Origin of the sequence: Belnapia rosea (genome assembly GCF_900101615.1) — a bacterium.
GTDB lineage: Bacteria > Pseudomonadota > Alphaproteobacteria > Acetobacterales > Acetobacteraceae > Belnapia > Belnapia rosea.
Genome location: NZ_FMZX01000001.1, coordinates 1128936 through 1148237, shown reverse-complemented (window position 1 = coordinate 1148237; position 19302 = coordinate 1128936). Strand labels below are relative to the sequence as shown.

Genomic DNA, 19302 nt, shown 5'->3' with positions numbered 1-19302 from the left:
CCGTGGCGACCGGGTGGAACGCTATGCGTCACGCTGCTTACCATAGTATTTTCTTATGATGCTCGACCTCGACTCGGTCCGCCTCTTCGTCCTCGCCACCGAATTCGGCAGCCTCACCCGGGCCGCCGAGGCGGCGGGCACCGTCCAGCCCGTGGTCAGCCAGCGGCTGAAGGCGCTGGAGGCCATGCTCGGCCACAAATTGCTGGAGCGCACGCCGCGCTTCGTCCGCCCCACCGCCGCAGGTTCGGCCTTCCTCGAGCGCGCCCGCGCCCTGCTGGCGGCCCATGACGCGGCCTTGCGGCTGGGCGATGCGCCGCCGCTGCGCTTCGCCCTCGCGGCAAGCGACCATGCGCTCGGCCTCGCGCTGGAGCCGCTGTTCCGCAGGCTGCGCGCCGCCCTTCCGCCCGGTGCCGGCATCACCCTGCGGACCGGCCTATCCCAGGAGATGCGGGCCCGCTTCGAGGCTGGCGAGTGCGATGCCGCCGTGATCCGCCGCGAGGCCGGCGGCAGCGAGGGGGAGGTGCTGGGCCACGACCCCCTCGGCTGGCGGGGTGGGGAGGGGGTTGGCCTCGCGCCCGGCGAGCCGGTGCCGCTGGCGACCCTCGGCCCCGCCTGCGGCGTGCGCGGCGCCGCCACCCGCGCCCTTGACCGCGCCGGCCTGCCATGGCGCGAGAGCTTCATCGGCGGCAGTTGCGCGGCGCTGCTGGCGGGGGCCGAGGCCGGGCTCGGCATCGCGCCGATGGGCCGCATCGCTGCCGGCGCCGCGCCGGATCGCGGCCCGGCGCTCGCCCTGCCGCCGCTGCCCGCCTCGGAGATCGTGCTTTTCGCCCGCACCGGCACGCCTGCCCTGGCGGCGGCGGTCCGCGCGCTGGCGGCCGGCATCCGGGCAAGCCTTGGCTAAACCCGCGCTTCACGCGCAAATGCCGGCGATGGATCGCCCACCCCTCCTCATGGTCAGCCCCCTGCCGCCGGCGCGGAACGGCATCGCCGATTATGCGGCCGCGCTGCTGACCGGCCTCGCCACCCATTACGACTGCGCTGCCGCCTGCGAGGACTGGCTGGCCGAGGCGCCACCCGGCATCCCGGTCGTCGATCCGGCCCTGGCGCACCGGCTGCCGGGGGAGGGACGGAGGCTGCTGTACCAGCTCGGCAACAATCCTGGTCATGGCGGCGTGCTGTGGGCGCTGCGGGACCGACCCGGCGTGACGGTGCTGCACGATCCTGGCCTGCTACATCTCTACGAATCGACCGGGGAGGACCGCGCCAGCATCCTCGCCGGGATGCGGCATGCCGTGCCCGGCCTCGCCGCGACCTATGCGCGGCATCTCCGCGAGGATGGCGTCTCCACCCGCGCCAACCACCTGCTCTTCGACCTGGCGGGCGAGGTGCTGGCCCGCTCCCGCGCCGTCATCCTGCATTCCCGCTTCGCGCTGAACCGGTTGCGCCTCGCCCATGGGGCGGCGGCGACCGCCCATGCCGCCGTCATCCCCCATCTCCTGCCGCCCGGCAGGCCGCCCGACCGCGCCGCCGCCCGCGCCCGGCTCGGCATCGCGCCGGGCACCTTCCTGGTCGTCACCGCCGGTTTCGCCTCGCAGGCCAAGCGGCTCGACTGGGTGCTGGCGGCGCTGGAGGGGCTGCCGGCGCTGCGCTGGATCCATGCCGGGGGGGTGCCGCCCGCGCTTGCCCGGCGGATCGGTGCCCGGGCCACGATCACCGGCCATCTCGCCGAGGCGGAGTTCGACGCGCATATCGCCGCCGCCGATGCGCTGGTGAATCTCCGCTTCCCCTCGGCCGGCGAGAGCTCCGGCTCGGTCGCGCGCGGGCTGCGCGCCGGGGTCTGCTGCCTTGTCTCCGCGACCGGTGCCTTCACCGAATTGCCGCGCGAGGCAGTGATCCACCTGCCGCTCGCCGGCGGGGCGGGGGCGCTGGCCGAAGCCCTGGCCGGCCTTGCCGCCGCGCCGGAACGCGCCGCCGCCATCGGTGCCGCCGGCCGCCGCCATGCCGAGGCGGAAATGGCGCTGCCCGCCATCGCCGCGCGCTACCGCGAGGTGATCGAGGCGGCCTGGGCGGTGCCGCCGCCCGCGCCCCGGCCGCCCCCCCTGCTGCGGGTCGCCGCGGACCGGGCGCTGATCGCCGCCGCTCTGGCCGGCCGCTCCGGCCCCTGCCGCCTCCGCCTCGACGGGCCCGACCCTGGCTGGCTCGCCGAGTGCAGCCTGGCGCCGGGCGGGCTCGCCGAGGCCTTGCTGCCGCCGGGTGCCGCCCTGCGCGCGGCGCGGCTGGAGGGGACGGACCTGCTGCTCGACCTCGTCCTGCCCGCATGAGCGCCGCGCCACTGCTCGCCGCCCTGCTGGGGAGGGCATTGCCGGGCCTCGCGGCGCGGGATCTCGGCCTGCCGCTTGGCGCGCTGCTGCCCTGGCTGCCCGGTTGCCGCGCCGGCCTTGCCGAGGCCGAGGCGCTGCCGCCTGAGGAACGGGCCCTGCTCGCCGGCCTCCGCCAGTCCGGCCAGCCCCTGCTCGGCCTCGACCCGGCAGCGGATGCGGCGGCCGACCCCGCCTGGGATGGTGCCGCGGAGCGCCTTGCCTGGAGCCCGCTGCCGGACGCGGTGCCGGGTGCCACCATCACCCTCGTCGCGGGCGGCATGGGCGAGGCGGCGTTGCCCGAGGGGTTGGGCCGCATCCTGCTGGTTGCCGGGCGGGAGGATGCGCCGGAGCGGCACGACCTGCTGGTGCCCGAGCCGCGCCTTTCTGCCCTGTTCGAGCGGCTGTGCCAGGCGGCGGCGGCCCTCGCCGGGCCGGGCTGGCGTCAGGGCGGCCGTGCGCTGTCGCCCCGCCAGGCCAGCCTGCTGCTGCTGGCCCCGCCGCCCGGCCATGTGCCGGACCTGCTGCTCGCCGCCGCCGCCCTGCCGCATGACCTGCCTGGGCCGGGGGGCGCCGAAGGGCTGCCGCTCGGCGGCGTCCGGCAGATGCGCCTGCTGCTCGGCGCGCTGCCCGCCCTGCGCTGGCGGCTGCGCCTCGGCTTCGCCGGCGCGGAGCCGGGGGCGGCGGCGCTGTTCCTCGACGGGCTGCGCCATCCGGTTCGCCTTGGCTCCGGCGGCCTCGTCGCCAGCATCGAGCCGGTGCCCGGCCGTGCCCTGGTGCTCGGCCTTGCCTGGCGCGAGGGCGCGCCGCCCGGCCTCCGCCTCGTCACGCTGGAGGCGCGGCCATGACCGGACGGGCGCCGCGCCTGCTCATCCTGTCGCCCATCGCCTCCCATCCGGCCGATCAGGGCAATGCGGCGCGCATCCAGGGGCTCGGCGCGGCGCTGATGGCCCGCGGCATCCGCTGCGAATTCCTGCACCTGGCGACCGAAGGCAGCGCGCCGAGCCAGCAGGCGGCGATGGCCGGCTTCTGGCACGCGCTGCACGAGTTGCCGCCGCCCGTGACCGTGGAGCCGGGCCTGCCCGGCACCTGGGGCATCGACGACTGGTGCCCGCCCGATCTCGCCGGGCGTCTCGCCGCCCTGCAGCGCGCGCGGCGCTACGACGCGGTGCTGGTCAACTACGTCTGGCTCTCCGCGGCGCTCGACGGGGCGGGCGACGCCTTCCGCATCCTCGACACGCATGACCTGTTCGGCGGGCGCGACGCGGTTGCGCGGGAACAGGGCCTCGACCCCTCCTGGTTCTTCACGACGCTGGCCGAGGAATCGCGCGGCCTTGCCCGTGCCGACCTCGTCCTCGCCATCCAGGCGGAGGAGGCGGCCGAACTGCGCCGCCGGACCGGGCGGGAGGTCGCGGTGCTCGGGCATATGCCGCCGCTCCGATTCCTCGACGCGGCGCCGGCGCGGCCCGTCATGCCCTTCGGCTATCTCGGCAGCGCCAATCCCTGGAACCTCGCCGCGGTGCATGCGCTCGACGCCGCACTCGCGGGCGAGGCGGAACTGCCCTGGCTGCTGGCCGGCCGCATCCTGCGCCGGGCGGATCTCCGCCTCGCCTCGCGGCCGCGGCGGATGCCCAACCTCGCCGACGTGGCCGGCTTCTATGCCGCGGTCGACTGCGTGCTGAACCCGATGGCCGGCGGCACCGGCCTCAAGGTGAAGACGGTGGAGGCGCTGGCCTTCGGCAACCCCGTCCTCGGCACGGCGGATGCCTTCGCCGGCCTGCCCGCCGAGCATCCCGGCCATCGCTGCGGCGACCTGCCGGCGCTGGTCATGCTGATGCGGGAGTTCCGGCGGAGCGAGGCCTTCCGCGCCGAGCTGCGCCTGGCCTCCCGCCTCATGGCGTTGCGCCATGCAGCCGGGGTGAGCGCGGCGCAGGACGGGCTTGCGGCGCGGCTGCGCGCCGTGGCGGCATGAGCGTCTTGCGCAGCACCAGGATGACGGGCGCCAGGCCGCGGGCGGAGACGAGCTCCGTGGCGGCAGCCCCGCGCCCGAGGATGCCGCGGCCGGCGGGCTGCGTATCCGCCTTGCCCTGCCGGCGCGCTGAAGGCCGTCAGGTCACCCGGAAATTGGCGAACTGCCAGGGATCATCCCGGTCCAGCTCTTCCGGGAAGAGCCGGGCCCGGTCCTGCAGCGGCGTCCAATCCGAATAGGCGCCGACCAGCTCGCCCAGATAGGGGCGGCAGATCTCCAGCACCCGGGCATGATCGATCTCGTCCGATTCGACCACGCCGCGGCGCGGGTTCTCCATCGCCCAGATCACCCCGGCCAGCACCGCGACCGTCACCTGCAGCGAGGTGGCGTTGTTGTGCGGCACCAGCTTGCGCGCCTCGCCGATGGTGAGGCGGGAGCCATACCAGTAGGCGCCCTTCGCATGGCCCATCAGGAGCACGCCGAGCTCGTCCATGCCCCCGGTGATCTCGTCCGTCATCAGGCGCTTCTCGGCCTGCATCTCCCAGTTCTTGCCCGCCAGCTCATGCACCGACAGCACCGCGTCGTCGCAGGGGTGGTAGGCGTAATGCGCGGTCGGCCGGTACAGCACGCGCCCCCCGGCGTCGCGCAGCGTGTAGTAGTCGGCGAGCGAGATGCTCTCGTTGTGGGTGATCAGGAAGCCATGGAACGGCCCCTCCAGCGGCGTCCAGGTGCGGACCCGCGTCGAGGCGCCGGGCCGCATCAGGTAGATCGCCGCATCGCAGCCGAAGCCATGGCGGTGGCCATCGGCCGGCAATGCCTTCTCATGCGAGCCCCAACCGAGCTCGGCCGGCTGGCAGCCCTCGCCGACGAAGCCATCGACCGACCAGGTGTTGACGAATTCGCCCGGCTTCTTGGGCCGGTCCGCCACCTGCGTGTCGCGCTCGGCGATATGGATCACCTTCACCCCGAGCCCTTCGGCGATGCGCGCCCAGGCGGCGCGGTCGGCGGCCGGCGGCGGCGTGGCGACGGGCGTGCCGGTGTCGCGGGCGATGTCGAGCAGCGCCTGCTTGACGAAATGGCTGACGAGGCCGGGATTCGCGCCATGCGCCGTCACCGAGGTCGGCCCGCCGCGGGCCCGCTCGCGCAGCGCGATCGCCGTCTCCCGCATCGCGTAGTTGGAGCGCTGCGAGGGGGTGAGGGCAGGATCCGTATAGCCACCCGTCCAGGGCTCCACGACGGTGTCGAGATAGAGCACGTCGAGCTCCTGGCAGAGCTCCATCAGCGCGACCGAGGAGACATCGACCGAGAGGTTCAGCAGGAAGTCGCCCCGGCGCAGCAGCGGCGCCAGCAGGTCCCGGTAATTCTCCCGCGTCGCCGCCTCGACCACGAAGCGGATGCCGTATTCCTCGGCCACATCGCGCCCCCGCTCCTCGGCGGTGACGATGGTGATGCGCTCCTTCGGGATCTCGATATGGCGGAGGATGAGGGGCAGGACACCCTGGCCGATGCTGCCGAAGCCAAGCATGACGAGGCGGCCGGGGAAGCGGGCATGGATCATCGGAAGGCTCCTTCAAGGCACGCAGGAAACAGGGCCAGCCGCCCCACGCCGGGGCGGCCGGGTCGCAGCAACTGGAACGCGCAGATTGGCCTGGGCGGCCAGTGACACTTCCGCGTCAGCCCCTGCGGCAGGCGGCGTTCACGCCGCCTGCCTCAGCTTTGTCCGGTCATGCGATTCACGCCGCCGGCCGTTCCACCTGTGGCGATCGCATTCCAGCATCGGCCGGTCCCGGACCTCGACCAGCCGGGCCCGGTCGAAGCCGTTGAAGGCGGTGCGCAGGCAGGCGCCATAGGCCCCGAGCTGGCCGATCTCGATCCAGTCGCCCTCCCGCACATCCGCGGGCAGGGGGAAGGGGCCCTTCATGCGGTCGGCGCTGTCGCAGGTCGGGCCGAAGAAGACGAAATCCTCCTCCGGCACCGAGGCCCGCGGCCCTTCCGGCCGGATCAGCCGCACCGGGAAGGTGAAGCCCGGCACACCGGCATCGGACAGCGCGCCATAGACACCATCGTTCAGGTAGAGGTCGCGGCCGCGCCGCCCCTGCACCTGCACGACGACCGAGCCGCCGCCCGCCACCAGCGCCCGCCCGGGCTCGGCCCAGAGCACCGCGCCTGGCAGGTCGAGCGCCTCGAAGCTCGCCTCGATCTCGGCGAAGAAGGCGCCGAGTGGAGGCGGCTCGATGCCCGGATAGGCGACCGGGAAGCCGCCGCCGACATCCACCACCTCGACCGGCACGCCGGCGGCCTCGATGACCTCGCCGGCCAGCGCCATGGCCTGCCGCCAGGCCAGCGGGTCCATCATCTGCGACCCGACATGGAAGCAGAGGCCGAGCCGCGCCGCATGCGGCCGCGCCGCGCGCAGCAGCTCGGCCGCCTCCTCCGGCTCGGCGCCGAATTTGCCGGAGAGGTCGAGCATCGCCGTGCCCTTCGGCAGGCCGAGCCGGATGAAGAGGCCAAGCCCCTCGGCCGCGCCCGCACCGGTCTCGGCCAGGATCTTGTCGAGCTCCGCCGCGCTGTCGAGCACGAAATCCTGCACGCCATGCTCGCCCCAGGCGGTGCGGATCGCCCCGCGCGCCTTGATCGGGTGCATGAAGTGGATGCCGGCCTCGGGGAACATCGACCGCACCAGCGCCACCTCATTGGCCGAGGCGCAGTCGAAATGCCGCACGCCGCCCGCCCAGATCGCGCGCAGCACGGCCGGCTCCGGGTTGCACTTCACGGCATAGAGCACCTCGCCCGGGAAGCCGGCGACGAAGCCGGACGCCGCCTCGGCGATGGCGGCCGGGCGCAGGCAGTGCATCGGCTCTTCCGGCCGCTCGACGGCGACCAGCGCATCGACGGCGGGAAGGGCGGTCAGGGCGTCGTCGAGACGGCGGCGCAGCGGCGCAACCGCCGCACGGGTGCGGAGCAGGGACATGGCGCGATCCTCGGAGGCAGCAGGGCGATGGAATGCGGGCGGCGTGGCCCGATTTCAGGCGATGCGGATAGGACTTCGCATCGCGGCGACCCGTTCAAGCAACATAGGCAGATCCCTCGCGGCCCCAGCCGCCCAGGGGCGGCCGGCATGGACGAAAAGGACGCATCCCGTCGTTGCTGTGCCCGGTCTCACTCACCGGGCTCGCGGCACGTGCGATAGCGCCAGCGGCCGCCCGTCAGCGGCCGCGGCAGGAGAAATAGTGCCTCCCGGGCGGAATTGCCATGTCTTTTTTCCGGGGCTCGCCCGTTCTGCCGGCATGGCCGCCGGAAAGCCTCAAAGCTTTCAGGAATCTTGCCGGTCGAGTGCCTGCAGGGACAGGTATTCCCAGGCGAGGGTCGCGGCGGCCAGCGCCGTGATCTCCGCCACGTCATGGGCCGGCGCCACCTCGACCAGATCCATCCCGCGGAAATCGACCCCTCGCAGCCGCCGCAGCAGGGCCTGCGCCTGCCAGGAGGCGAGGCCGCCGATCTCCGGCGTCCCTGTCCCCGGGGCGAAGGCCGGGTCGAGGCAATCGATGTCGAAGGAGAGATAGGCCGGTGCGGTGCCGAGCACGGCCCGCACCCGCTCCGCCAGCCCGGCCGGGCCGATCTCCTGCGCCTGCTGGCCGGTGACGATGGTGACGCCCTGCCCGGTGGTCCAGTCCCAGGTGGCCCGGTCGACCGGTGAGCGGATGCCGACCTGGATCATCCGGCGCGGATCGACCAGCCCCTCCCGGATCGCATGGTAGAAGGGCGAGCCATGGGCATAGGCCTGGCCGAAATTATCCGCCCAGGTATCGACATGCGCGTCGCAATGCAGCAGCCCGAGCGGCCCGCCGAGCCGCCTGGACAGCGCGCGCAGCAGCGCGAGGGTGATGCCATGCTCGCCCCCCAGCGCCACCAGGTGCCGGCAGGCGGCGGCCTGCCGCTCGATCAGCGCCAGGCTGCCGGCGATGTCGCCCAGCGCGATGGCGAATTCGCCGATATCGGCGATGTCGAGATCCCGGGGATCGACCCAATGCTCGGGATGCACGCCATCCACCAGCATGCGGCTGGCGCGGCGGATCGCCGCCGGCCCGTCCCGCGTGCCGGCGCGATTGGTGGTGCCGATATCCATCGGCACCCCCGCCACGACATAGGCGGCCGCCGGATCCTGCCGCCCGATTCCGAGGAAGCCGGGCGGCGTGGCGAAGGTCGGCGGGCCGGCCATGCTACTTCACCGAGGAGAAGGCGGTCGGTGCCAGGAACAGGTTCTCCACCGAGGCGACGATCTGGCCATCCTCCTCGGTCTTGGCACGCGCGGCCAGCCAATCCGGGTCGGTGGCGAAGGTGTTCCACTTCTGCTCCCGCTCCGCCAGGCTGTCCCAGGCGAGGAGGTAGTAGAGATCCTGGTTGGAGGAGCCGACGAGGACGGTCCAGAACCCCGCCTGCCTGATGCCATGCTTCTCCCAGAGCTTCAGCGTGATGGTCTCGAAGCGCTTCAGCAGCGCCGGCAGCCGGCCCGGCACGCAGTGATAGATGCGGAGCTCATGGATCATCGCGGGTTCCTCCCATTGGACAGGCGAAGCCTAACCCGGGATTGGCGGGAGCCCTAGGCCCTGAGCTGCCTCAGGCCCTGAGCTTCACCGGCCGCGCCAGCGCCTCGAGCAGCGCCGGCACCTCCGCGGCGGGGCAGGGTTGGCTGAACAGGTAGCCCTGCACCTCGGCGACGCCCATCTCGCGCAGCAGGCCGAGCTGCGCCGCCGTCTCCACCCCCTCCGCCGTCGTCACCAGGCCGAGCGTATGGGCGAGCTCGATGATGGCCCGCAGGATCGGCGCCGCGGTTGGCGAGTGGCCGAGATCCTGGACGAAGCCACGGTCGATCTTCAGCTTGTCGAGCGGGAAGCGGCGGAGATAGGCGAGCGAGGAGTAGCCCGTGCCGAAATCGTCGAGCGCCACGCGGAGGCCCATGCCCCGCAGCTCGCGCAGCAGCGCCATGATCCGCTGGTTGTCGCGCAGCACCACCGCCTCGGTGATCTCGAGCTCGAGCCGCGATGCCGCCAGACCGGTGGCGGCGAGCGCCTCCGCCACCGTGCAGGTGAGGTCGCGGCCCTCGAGCCGGGCCGGGGAAAGGTTGACCGCGACACGGAGGGGCGAGGGCCAGCCGGCCGCATCGGCACAGGCCGTCCGCAGCACCCAGGCATCGATCGCGGCGATCGCGCCGATCTCCTCCGCGACGGGAATGAACTCCGCCGGCATGACGAGGCCCCGATGGGGGTGGTGCCAGCGCAGCAAGGCCTCGAACCCGGCCACGCCGCCGGCGGCGTGGAGGATCGGCTGGTAGCACAGCACCAGCTCGCCCCGCTGCAGGGCGCCGCGCAGATCGGCGGCAAGCCCGCGGCGGGCCTGCAGCCGCTCGGCCATCTCCCGGTCGAAGACGCGGCAGGTGCCACGCCCCGAATCCTTCGCCTCGTACAGCGCCGTGTCGGCATGGCGGATCAGCCCGTCGTTCGTCATCCCGTCCCGCGGGGCGATGGCGGCACCGATGCTGATGCCGACCGAGGCCCGTTGCCCGTCGAGGATGACATCCGCGCGGACGGCCTCGATCACGCGCCGGGCGAGCGGCAGGATCGCCTCGGCCGTCTGCAGCCCCGGCAGGATCGCGGCGAATTCGTCGCCGGCCAGCCGCGCGACCAGATCCCCCTCGCGCAGGCTGCCGCGGATCCGCGCGGCGACCTCCCGCAGCAGCCGGTCGCCCATCGCATGGCCCAGGCTGTCATTCACCTCCTTGAACCGGTCGAGATCGAGGTAGAGCACGGCGAAGCCAGCCTTGGGCAGGCCGGTGACCGCCCGGTCCAGCGCGATGCGGAACATGGCGCGGTTCGGCAGGCCGGTCAGGCTGTCATGCAGCGCCATGTGCTCGGATCGCCGGGCGAGCTCGGCACGCTCCCGCTGGGCCCGGAGCGAGGCGCGGATATCGGCATGGTGGCGGCGCACGATGGAACGCAGCGCGATGAAATAGACCAGCACCATCGTCGCCTGGGTCCAGTGCCAGGAGCCCAGCGAGACCGCGACGGCGATCTGCGGCAGCAGGATCGAGCTGATCTGCGCCAGGGCGAAGCGCGGGGTGGTGGCGTTGCGGGAGGCGATGCCGCCGACCGTCCCCATCGCCAGCGTGGCCGCGAGCGTCCGCGTCGCATCGTCATCCACCGAGGCATAGCACCAGGCGCAGAAGGCGCCGGTGGCGACCGACCAGATGATACCGACCACGAAGTAGCGCCGCGCCAGCCGCAGCACATCCGCCGGCTGCGGATCCCGTAGGCGCCGGAAGCCCAGCACCACCAGGATCCGTGCAGCGAGCAGGACCAGGTCCAGCACGAGGCAGATGATCGGCCAGGCGCTGTCCGTTCGGGTGGCGACGAAGCCGCAGAGGGCGAGTGGTGCGACATGGCCGACGCAAAGCGAGGCCAGCCGGTCGAACAACGGCGCGACCAGCGCCGCATCATCGGCTTCGTTCGGAGCCGCCTGCGTTTCGAGCCTGCTGCGGGAGGGGTCCGCAGGGGTGGGATGATGGATCACGGAACCTTCTGGCTCGGAATGAGCGGCCAAGCATGCGGGCCTTACCGTCATGACCCAAAATAGTAAATATAATGTAACAATGCGGGTAGCTTCCGATCCCCGGCCCGGCCCTTCCGGGCTTGCCGTGGCGGCGCAGCGCGGTCCAAATCATCCCGCCCGGTGTTCCCGGGCCAATCAGGAGGGGAGGAGGCTGGCCATGATGCTCTATGATTCCATCGGCCCCAATCCGCGCGTCGTCCGCATCTTCATGGCCGAGCGCGGCATCGAACTGCCGAAGACCACCGTGGACCTGCGCGGTGGCGAGAACCGCCAGCCGCCCTATCTGGCGAAGAACCCGGCCGGGCAGCTGCCCTGCCTCGAACTCGACGACGGCAGCGTGCTCGCCGAGATCACGGCCATCTGCGAGTATCTCGACGAGATCACGCCGGGCGCCTCGCTGATCGGCACGACGGCGCAGGAGCGGGCCGAGACCCGCATGTGGAGCCGGCGCATCGACCTGAACATCGCCGAGCCGATGCTGAACGGCTTCCGCTTCGCCGAGGGGCTGAAGCTGTTCGAGAACCGCATCCACTGCATCCCGCAGGCCGCCGACGACCTGAAGGTGACGGCGCAGAAGCGGCTGGCCTGGCTCGACGGGCTGATCGCCGGCCGGACCTTCATCTGCGGCGAGCGGCTCAGCCTCGCCGACATCATGCTCTTCGCCTTCGTCGATTTCGGCGCCCAGGTCGGCCAGCCGATCAACCCCGACCACCGGGCCATCGCCGCCCATCACGCGATGATGGCGGCGCGGCCCTCGGCCAAGGCCTAGAGCGGCTTCCGTTCGCCCTGGCTCACGGAAGCCGCTCTAGCCTGTTGTTTGATCGAGCAAATACCTCCGCTCCGGTGATTCCACCGGATCGGAGTTTGCTTTAGCCCTTGGTGAGGATCTGCTCCGCCAGCCGGGCCCAGTAGCTGGCGCCGATCGGGAGCACGGCGTCGTTGAAGTCGTAGCGCGGGTGATGGACCTGCGGGTCCGCCGGCCCGCGCCCGGCGCCGAGCATGATGTAGCTGCCCGCCTTGGCGTTCAGCATGAAGGAGAAATCCTCGCCGCCCATGGTCGGCTTCGGCATCTCCTGCACCTTGGCCTCGCCGGCGATCGCCCGGGCGGCGGCGACCGACAGGGCGGTGCTCTCCGGCTCGTTCACCGTGGCGGGATAGCCGCGGTCGAACACCGCCTTGGCCGTCGCCCCGAAGGCGGTGGCGATGCCGGTGGTGATTTCGAGGAAGCGCTGCTCCAGCAGGTCGCCGATCTCGGGCTTGAACCAGCGCGCCGTGCCACGCAGGAAGACCTCCTCCGGGATGACGTTCCAGGTGTCGCCGCCCTGGATCTGGCCGATGGTGATGACGCCCGATTCCGCCGGCTCGACATTGCGCGCGACAATGGACTGCAGGGCGGTGACGATCTGCGCCGCGACAACGACCGGGTCATTGCCCTGATGCGGCATGGCGCCATGCGCGCCCTTGCCGGTGACCGTCACCTCGATCTGCGCGGTCGCGGCCATGATCGGCCCCTCGCGCCACCAGAAGCTGCCTTCCGGCGCGCCCGGCCAGTTATGCATGCCGAAGACGCGCTCCATCGGGAAGCGCTCGAACAGCCCCTCCTGCACCATGACATTGCCGCCGCCGCCGGACTCCTCGGCCGGCTGGAAGATGACATAGACGGTGCCGGCGAAATTCCGTGTCTCGGCGAGGTACTTGGCGGCACCGAGCAGCATGGTGGTGTGCCCGTCATGGCCGCAGGCATGCATCTTCCCGGGCACGGTCGAGGCATGCGGCAGCCCGGTCTGCTCGAGGATGGGCAGCGCATCGATATCGGCGCGGAGGCCAATGGCGCGCCCCGTATCGCCCTGGCCGCGGATGACGCCGACCACGCCGGTCCTGGCGATGCCGGTGATGACTTCGTCGCAGCCGAATTCCCGCAGCTTCTCGGCGACGATGCCGCTGGTCCGCACCTCCTCGAAGGCGATCTCGGGATGGGCGTGGAAGTCCCGCCGCCAGGCCGTCATCTCGGCATGGTAATCGGCGATGCGGTTCAGGATGGGCATGAGGGGGCGCCTTGGCACGGGGAATGGGTGCCGCCTGCTATCGGGGCAGGCGGCACCCTGGCAAGGGGGGTCAGACGCCCTCGGGCCGAAGGAAGGCCAGGTCCGCCCCCTCGGGCGCCTGCAGCACCTGCTCATGCACCAGCTTGTCCCAGCCGCGCTTCGGCGCCGCGGGTGGCGTCCAGGCCGCCCGGCGCCGCGCCAGCTCGGCCTCCTCCACCAGCAGGTCGAGCCGCCGCTCCTTCACCGAAAGCCGCACCCGGTCCCCGGTCTCGACCAGGCCGAGCGGCCCGCCCGCCGCCGCCTCAGGCGCGATATGCAGGACGATGGTGCCGAAGGCGGTGCCGGACATGCGGCAGTCGCTCATCCGCACCATGTCCTTCACCCCGGCGCGGGCGAGCTTCTTCGGGATGGGGAGGTAGCCCGCCTCCGGCATCCCCGCCGGGGTCAGCGGCCCGGCATTCTTCAGGATGAGGATGTCCTGCGCCGTCACGTCGAGCGCATCGTCGTCGATCCGCTCGGCGAGGTCGGCGAGGCCGTCGAAGACCACGCAGCGCGCCTCGGTCTCGAAGAGGGCAGGGGTGGCGGCGCTCCGCTTCAGGATCGCCCCATCCGGCGCCAGGCTGCCGAAGAGCGAGACGAGCCCGCCGACCGGGCTCACCGGTTGGTTGCGGGCGCGGATATAGGTCCGGTCGACGAAGGGCGTCCCCGCATCGATCTGCTCGCCGAGCGTCTGGCCATAGAGGTCGATGCAGTCGAGATGCAGCAGGTCGCGCAGCTCGCGCATCAGGGCGATCATCCCGCCGGCCGCGTGGAAATCCTCCATGTAGCCCTCGCCGGTCGGCTTCAGGTCGACCAGCACCGGCGTCTCCTCCGAGAGCGCGTCGAGCCGCTTGAGGTCGATCTTCACCCCGGCCCGCCCGGCGATGGCGGTGAGGTGGATCAGCGCATTGGTCGAGCCACCGAGCGCCAGCAGCACGCGCAGCGCGTTCTCGACGCTCTTCTCGGTGATGAGCTGCGAGGGCTTCACCGGATGGGTGATGAGGCGCACCGCGAGCGCCCCGGCCTCCTCCGCCATCCGCAGCCGGTCGGAATGCACCGCCGGCGCCGAGGCCGCCATCAGCGGCATGAAGCCGAGGGCGGCGGCGATGCAGGCCATGGTCGAGGCGGTGCCCATGACGCCGCAGGTGCCGGCGCTGGTCGCCAGCTTGCCCTCGATCTCGCCGATCCGCTCGGCCGAGACATCGCCCGCCCGGTAGCGCGCCCAGTAGCGCCGGCAATCGGTGCAGGCGGCCAGCCGCTCGCCCTCGAAGCGCTGCGCCAGCATCGGGCCGGTGACCAGCATCACGCTCGGCACATCGGCGCTGGCGGCCGCCATGAGCTGGGCCGGCACCGTCTTGTCGCAGCCGCCGATCAGCACCGCCGCATCCATCGGCTGGGCCGAGAGCATCGCCTCGGTGTCCATCGCCATCAGGTTGCGGTAGTGCATCGAGGTCGGCACCAGCGAGGGCTCGCAGAGGCTGACGGTCGGGAAGGCCAGCGGCAGGGCCCCCGCCGCCAGCACGCCGCGCTTCACCGCCTCGACCATCTCCGGCACGTTGCGGTGGCAGTTGTTGTAGTCGGAGGCGGTGTCGGCGATTCCCACCACGGGCTTCTCGAGCATGGCCCGGGAATAGCCCATCGAGCTGGCGAAACTCCGCCGCAGGTAGAAGGCGAAGTCCCGGTCGCCGTAGTTGGCGGCATTGCGGGAGAGGCCATGGGGCGCTTTGGTCGGGGGGGTGGACAAGGGACGCTACTCCGGATTGAGGCCCGCACGCTGCATCAGCCTGCGGTTCGAAGGCAATTCGCGCTCGATCCGCGCCACGGCGGCGGCATTCCCCATGGCGGAAGGGGCGATGCCCTGGGTCGCCATGAAGGCCTGGATGCGGGGGTCCGCCAGGCCCTCGGTCAGCGCCCGCTCGATGCGGTCGGTGATGGCGCGCGGAGTCCCCACCGGGGCCTGCACGCCATACCATCCGGTATAGACGAAATCGGGGATGCCGAGTTCGGCGAAGGTCGGGACATTGGCGATGGCGGCCGGCCGCTCCGGCGTCGGCTGCGCCAGCCCCTTCACCCGGCCCTCCTCCAGATGCCCCTTGCAGGCGGCGTAGAGGGCGAACATGCAATCCGTCCGCCCGGCGATCGTATCGGTCAGCGCCGGTGGCGAGCCGTTATAGGGGACGTGCAGCATCTCGGCCCCGACCCGGCCGAGCAGGTCGAGCATCGGCAGATGCGCCGTGGTCCCGACCCCCCAGGTGGCATAGGACAGGGCATCGGGCCTGGCCTTGGCCGCCGCCATCAACGCCTCGAAGCTGCCCCAGCGGGGATGCGCGACCAGCACCGACAGGGTCTCGCAGACCTGGGTGATGTGGATGAAATCCGCCAGCGGGTCGTAGCCCGGGTTGCGCAGCGCCAGCGGCGTCAGGGTGAAGGTGGCGATAGTGCCGAGCAGCAGCGTCATCCCATCCGGCTTCGCCCGCGCCACGATCCGCGCCGCGAGGCTGGTCGAGGCGCCCGGCTTGTGGTCCATCACGAAGGTGCCGCCGAGTTTCTCCGACAGCACCTGGGTCACCAGCCGCCCGATCACGTCGGAGGCGCCGCCCGGCGCATAGGGGATAACGACCGCGACGGTCTGCCCCGCCGGCCAGGGCGCCTGGGCCAGTGCCGGCGCCGCCAGCACCCCGCCCGCTGCCGCGATCACCCCCCGGCGCCCGATCCCTGCGCGCAGCCCCATGGCCCGTTCCTCCTTGTCGTTGCGCCCAGGGTGCCGCCCGCGAGGGGGGGCTGGCAAGACGCCCTGGATGCTACGGTAATGGATTACCATGCCCCAAAACCCCAGCTTTCCCCTTGACCTGCGGTGCCCCGGCCGCCATAACCCGCGCCTCTAATAGACCGGACGAAGTTCCCGACCCATGCAACTCCAGACCCAGACGCGCTCGCTGAAGCCGGCCGAGGTCAAGAAAGGCTGGGTGGTCGTGGATGCGGAGGGCCTCGTGCTCGGCCGCCTCGCCACCATCATCGCCAATCGCCTCCGCGGCAAGCACAAGCCGCAATTCACCCCGCATGTCGATTGCGGCGACCATGTCGTCGTCATCAACGCCGAGAAGGTCCGGGTCACCGGCCAGAAGGCCGAGCAGCGGGTCTTCTACTGGCACACCGGCTTCCCGGGCGGCATCAAGCAGCGCACGGTGCGGGAGCGGCTCGAGGGCAAGTACCCGGAGCGCGTGATCGAGAAGGCCGTCGAGCGGATGATCACCCGCGGGCCCCTCGGCCGCCGCCAGATGGACAACCTCCATGTCTATGCCGGCGCGGAGCATCCGCATGCCGGCCAGCAGCCGGTCACGCTCGATGTCGGCGCCATGAACCGCAAGAATAAGGTGCTCTGAGCATGAGCGAGGAGACGACCGGCACACTCGCCGATCTGAAGAGCCTGGTGCAGTCCGGTGCCATCACCGGCGAGGCCCCGGTCCTGCGTGAGCCGAAGCGCGATGCCTTCGGCCGCTCCTACGCCACCGGCCGCCGCAAGAATGCCGTGGCCCGCGTCTGGGTGAAGCCCGGCAAGGGCGAGATGACCGTCAACGGCAAGCCCGTGTTGACCTATTTCGCCCGGCCGGTCCTGCGAATGCTGCTCTCGCAGCCCTTCCTGGTCGCCGACCGCTACCAGCAGTTCGACGTGATCGCGACCGTCGTCGGCGGCGGCCTCTCCGGCCAGGCCGGCGCGGTGCGCCACGGCATCAGCCGCGCGCTCACCCATTACGAGCCGGAGCTGCGGCCGATCCTCAAGAAGGCCGGCTTCCTGACCCGCGACCCGCGCGTCGTCGAGCGGAAGAAGTACGGCAAGGCGAAGGCACGACGCTCCTTCCAGTTCAGCAAGCGCTGACGGGTTCCCATCGCAGTTTTGCCAGCAAGACTGCGATGGGGTCCCCGGCCGGGCGGGCGCCGGTCGGCGCCAGCCACATGGCTGTCATACGACGAGGGGTGGGCCCGCCTGGGCCCGCCCCTCTTGCTTTTTGGGCCGCATTGGGCGGCACTGTGCCCCAGGCTGAGGGAGCCAAGGACATGGCGAAGATCCCGACGGTGTTCATCGATGGCGAGGCCGGCACCACCGGCCTGCAGATCCGCGAGCGGCTGGCGATCCTGCCCGGCCTCGCCGTGCGATCCATCGCCCCCACGCGCCGAAAGGATCCTGGCGCCCGCCGCGCGCTGATGGCCGAGGTGGACCTCGTCGTCCTCTGCCTGCCCGACGACGCGGCGAAGGAAAGCGCCACGCTGGCCGCCTCGCTCGGTGCCGACGCGCCCCGGCTCGTCGATGCCAGCACCGCGCATCGCATCGCCCCGGACTGGGTCTATGGTCTGCCGGAGCTGACGCCGGAGCAGTCCGCGCTCATCGCCGCGGCGCCGCGCGTCTCCAACCCCGGCTGCTACCCGACCGGCGCCATCCTGCTGCTCCGCCCGCTGGTCGATGCCGGGGTGATGCCCCGCGACTATCCGGTCACGGTCAACGCCGTCTCCGGCTATTCCGGCGGCGGCAACGCGATGATCGCCGAGTATGAAGGCCGCCGCGCGCCGGATTTCGAGCTCTACGGGCTTGGGCTCGGCCACAAGCACATCCCGGAGCTGCAGACCCATGCCGGGCTGACGCGGCGGCCGATCTTCATCCCCTCGGTCGGCGATTTCCGGCAGGGCATGATCGTCAGCATCCCACTGCATCTCGACACGCTGCCGGGCCGGCCGAAGCCCGCCGATATCGAGGCGGTGCTCGCCGCCCGCTATGCCGGCAGCGAGTATGTCTCCGTGGTGCCGGCGACCGCCAAGCTGGAGCCGGAGGCGCTGAACAACACCAACCTGCTCGAGCTTCGCGTCCATGGCAGCGAGGCCCATGGCCAGGCGGTGCTGACGGCGCGTTTCGACAATCTCGGCAAGGGCGCCTCCGGCGCGGCGGTGCAGAATATCGGCCTGATGCTCGGCATCCCGGTCGAGACGCGCCTGCCCGTCGCGGCGGAATAGGGCCAGGATTCCCCATGGCGCCGCGTGCCGGCGCCATGGGCACCGCATAGGGAGGAGAAGAATGCCGCACGGACCGCTCTACCCCTTCGAGGGCAAGCAGCCGGTGGTCGATCCGTCGGCCTGGGTGGCGCCGACCGCCGCCGTGATCGGCGACGTCACGATCGGGCCACGATCCAATATCTGGTATCACTGCGTCCTGCGCGGCGACACCAACTTCATCCGCATCGGCGCCGGCACCAACATCCAGGACGGCACCATCATCCACGTCAATGCCGGCAGGCAGGCGACCAGTATCGGTGATGACGTCACGGTCGGCCATGCCGCCATCATCCATGCCTGCACGCTGATGAACCGCGCCTTCGTCGGCATGGGCGCGACGGTGCTGGATGATGCGGTGATCGAGGAGGGCGGGGTGCTGGCCGCCGGCTCGGTCCTGCCGCCCGGCAAGCGAATCGCGGCGCTCGAGCTCTGGATGGGCAATCCCGCGAAGCTGGTCCGGCTGCTGACGGTCGAGCAGCGGGCCGGCTTCGACAAGACGGCGCCGCATTACGTGGAGCTTTCGGGGCGCCACCGCGCCTCGCTCGGCGGCGCCTGACGCCGAGCCCGGGCGGCTACTCCCCGACCACCGCCAGCCCGGGCATTTGCCCGGCTTGCCGAAGGGGGTAGCGGCTCGTTGTCCGGCCGCCTGGAGGTTGCCCTTAGGCTGGCCGGTAGAGCAGGCAGTTGGCCTCGTTCCAGTAGAGGTGGTCGTTGAACCACTGGACGGTGTTCGTCTTCCGCGCGCCGTTCGGGCCGCCCACCCCATCATCGGGGTCGTTGAGGTGGATCACCGTCCCGGTGATGCCGGTCACGACGATCACATGGCCGAAGCCGAACCAGTCGCCCGCGCACCAGAGCGGCCCGTAATCCATCAGCCAGCGGAACAGGCCGAATTGGTCGATGCGGTGGGCCCCGCCCGGCATCGGCACCGGCAGCAGCCCCTCGGCCCGTGCGAGCCGGCCCCAGGCGGGCTGCTGGATGCCACGATCGGCGATCCAGGCCCGCGGCAGGCCGAGGCGGGGGCCTGCCTCGCGGTAATAGGCCAGCATGCAGGCGCCGGCATACCAGCAGTCCATCTGCCGCACCTGGCCGACCAGCGGCACGTCCAGCCGCAGGGTGGGCCAGGAGCCCGCGCTGGTCACCGCGTCGCTGCGCGGCCGCCCGGCGCGGTGATTGCCGATCTGAAATCCGGAACCCGACATGGACGATGCTTTCCACAACCCCTGGTTATGGTAGCGCCATC

The 19302-nt window shown here is 71.7% G+C and carries 18 protein-coding genes; 9 read left to right on the top strand and 9 right to left on the bottom strand.

What is annotated here, in order from left to right; genetic code table 11:
* Positions 1-58 precede the first annotated feature (58 nt).
* Genes BLR02_RS05505 through BLR02_RS05490 form a run of 4 tightly spaced genes read left to right on the top strand, consistent with a single transcriptional unit; the run spans position 59 to position 4329 of the window.
* Positions 59-901 (top strand): LysR family transcriptional regulator, encoded by an 843-nt coding sequence (locus tag BLR02_RS05505; RefSeq protein WP_090562847.1) that lies wholly within the window; start codon positions 59-61, stop codon positions 899-901.
* A gap of 28 nt (positions 902-929) precedes the next feature.
* Positions 930-2321 (top strand): glycosyltransferase family protein, encoded by a 1392-nt coding sequence (locus BLR02_RS05500; protein ID WP_176849385.1) that lies wholly within the window; start codon positions 930-932, stop codon positions 2319-2321.
* Positions 2318-3205 (top strand): hypothetical protein, encoded by an 888-nt coding sequence (locus BLR02_RS05495; protein ID WP_090661191.1) that lies wholly within the window; start codon positions 2318-2320, stop codon positions 3203-3205. Before BLR02_RS05500 ends, BLR02_RS05495 begins: the two co-directional genes overlap by 4 nt.
* Positions 3202-4329: a glycosyltransferase family protein gene (locus tag BLR02_RS05490; RefSeq protein ID WP_090661188.1), complete on the top strand. Its 1128-nt coding sequence runs from the start codon at positions 3202-3204 to the stop codon at positions 4327-4329. The genes BLR02_RS05495 and BLR02_RS05490 overlap by 4 nt, the downstream gene beginning before the upstream one ends.
* A gap of 136 nt (positions 4330-4465) precedes the next feature.
* Here the strand turns inward: BLR02_RS05490 and BLR02_RS05485 are convergent, their stop codons facing one another.
* From BLR02_RS05485 to BLR02_RS05465, 5 genes are all read right to left on the bottom strand, one after another.
* On the bottom strand, positions 4466-5884 hold the full coding sequence (locus tag BLR02_RS05485) for a homospermidine synthase (RefSeq protein WP_090661185.1): 1419 nt from the start codon (positions 5882-5884) through the stop codon (positions 4466-4468).
* Positions 5885-6022: 138 nt separating this feature from the next.
* Positions 6023-7297, bottom strand: a complete 1275-nt coding sequence (locus tag BLR02_RS05480; RefSeq protein ID WP_090661182.1) for a type III PLP-dependent enzyme — start codon at positions 7295-7297, stop codon at positions 6023-6025.
* 342 nt (positions 7298-7639) lie between these two features.
* Positions 7640-8545, bottom strand: a complete 906-nt coding sequence (gene speB / locus BLR02_RS05475; protein ID WP_090562074.1) for an agmatinase — start codon at positions 8543-8545, stop codon at positions 7640-7642.
* 1 nt (position 8546) lies between these two features.
* On the bottom strand, positions 8547-8873 hold the full coding sequence (locus BLR02_RS05470) for an NIPSNAP family protein (RefSeq protein WP_090562077.1): 327 nt from the start codon (positions 8871-8873) through the stop codon (positions 8547-8549).
* A 70-nt stretch (positions 8874-8943) separates the two neighbouring features.
* Positions 8944-10893 carry a putative bifunctional diguanylate cyclase/phosphodiesterase gene (locus tag BLR02_RS05465; RefSeq protein ID WP_143018041.1) on the bottom strand — a complete coding sequence of 650 codons (1950 nt, stop codon included), beginning with the start codon at positions 10891-10893 and terminating at the stop codon, positions 8944-8946.
* A 196-nt stretch (positions 10894-11089) separates the two neighbouring features.
* Here BLR02_RS05465 and BLR02_RS05460 point away from each other — a divergent pair, with 196 nt between their 5' ends.
* Complete coding sequence (locus BLR02_RS05460; RefSeq protein ID WP_090562081.1) at positions 11090-11701, top strand: glutathione S-transferase family protein; 612 nt, start codon at positions 11090-11092, stop codon at positions 11699-11701.
* Between the two features lie 100 nt (positions 11702-11801).
* Here the strand turns inward: BLR02_RS05460 and BLR02_RS05455 are convergent, their stop codons facing one another.
* The 3 genes from BLR02_RS05455 to BLR02_RS05445 all read right to left on the bottom strand — a co-directional run bounded on the left by BLR02_RS05455 (position 11802) and on the right by BLR02_RS05445 (position 15747).
* Positions 11802-12977 (bottom strand): M20 aminoacylase family protein, encoded by a 1176-nt coding sequence (locus BLR02_RS05455; RefSeq protein WP_090562083.1) that lies wholly within the window; start codon positions 12975-12977, stop codon positions 11802-11804.
* 70 nt (positions 12978-13047) lie between these two features.
* Positions 13048-14760 (bottom strand): dihydroxy-acid dehydratase, encoded by a 1713-nt coding sequence (locus BLR02_RS05450; RefSeq protein WP_090661177.1) that lies wholly within the window; start codon positions 14758-14760, stop codon positions 13048-13050.
* A gap of 6 nt (positions 14761-14766) precedes the next feature.
* Positions 14767-15747, bottom strand: coding sequence for a Bug family tripartite tricarboxylate transporter substrate binding protein (locus BLR02_RS05445; protein ID WP_176849384.1), 981 nt, complete (start codon positions 15745-15747; stop codon positions 14767-14769).
* Positions 15748-15925: 178 nt separating this feature from the next.
* On the opposite strand from BLR02_RS05445, the gene rplM reads away from it, so the two are divergent.
* From rplM to BLR02_RS05425, 4 genes are all read left to right on the top strand, one after another.
* The gene (rplM, locus tag BLR02_RS05440; protein ID WP_090562088.1) at positions 15926-16399 is read left to right on the top strand and encodes a 50S ribosomal protein L13; all 474 of its coding nucleotides are present in this window, start codon (positions 15926-15928) and stop codon (positions 16397-16399) included.
* Between the two features lie 2 nt (positions 16400-16401).
* The gene (gene rpsI, locus BLR02_RS05435) at positions 16402-16893 is read left to right on the top strand and encodes a 30S ribosomal protein S9 (protein WP_408735466.1); all 492 of its coding nucleotides are present in this window, start codon (positions 16402-16404) and stop codon (positions 16891-16893) included.
* 179 nt (positions 16894-17072) lie between these two features.
* A complete protein-coding gene (gene argC / locus BLR02_RS05430) occupies positions 17073-18020 on the top strand; it encodes an N-acetyl-gamma-glutamyl-phosphate reductase (protein WP_090661173.1) in 948 nt (315 codons plus the stop codon).
* Positions 18021-18081: 61 nt separating this feature from the next.
* Positions 18082-18615 (top strand): gamma carbonic anhydrase family protein, encoded by a 534-nt coding sequence (locus BLR02_RS05425; RefSeq protein ID WP_090562093.1) that lies wholly within the window; start codon positions 18082-18084, stop codon positions 18613-18615.
* 103 nt (positions 18616-18718) lie between these two features.
* Here BLR02_RS05425 and BLR02_RS05420 read toward each other — a convergent pair whose 3' ends face one another.
* Positions 18719-19261 (bottom strand): papain-like cysteine protease family protein, encoded by a 543-nt coding sequence (locus BLR02_RS05420; RefSeq protein ID WP_090562095.1) that lies wholly within the window; start codon positions 19259-19261, stop codon positions 18719-18721.
* Positions 19262-19302: the final 41 nt, after the last annotated feature.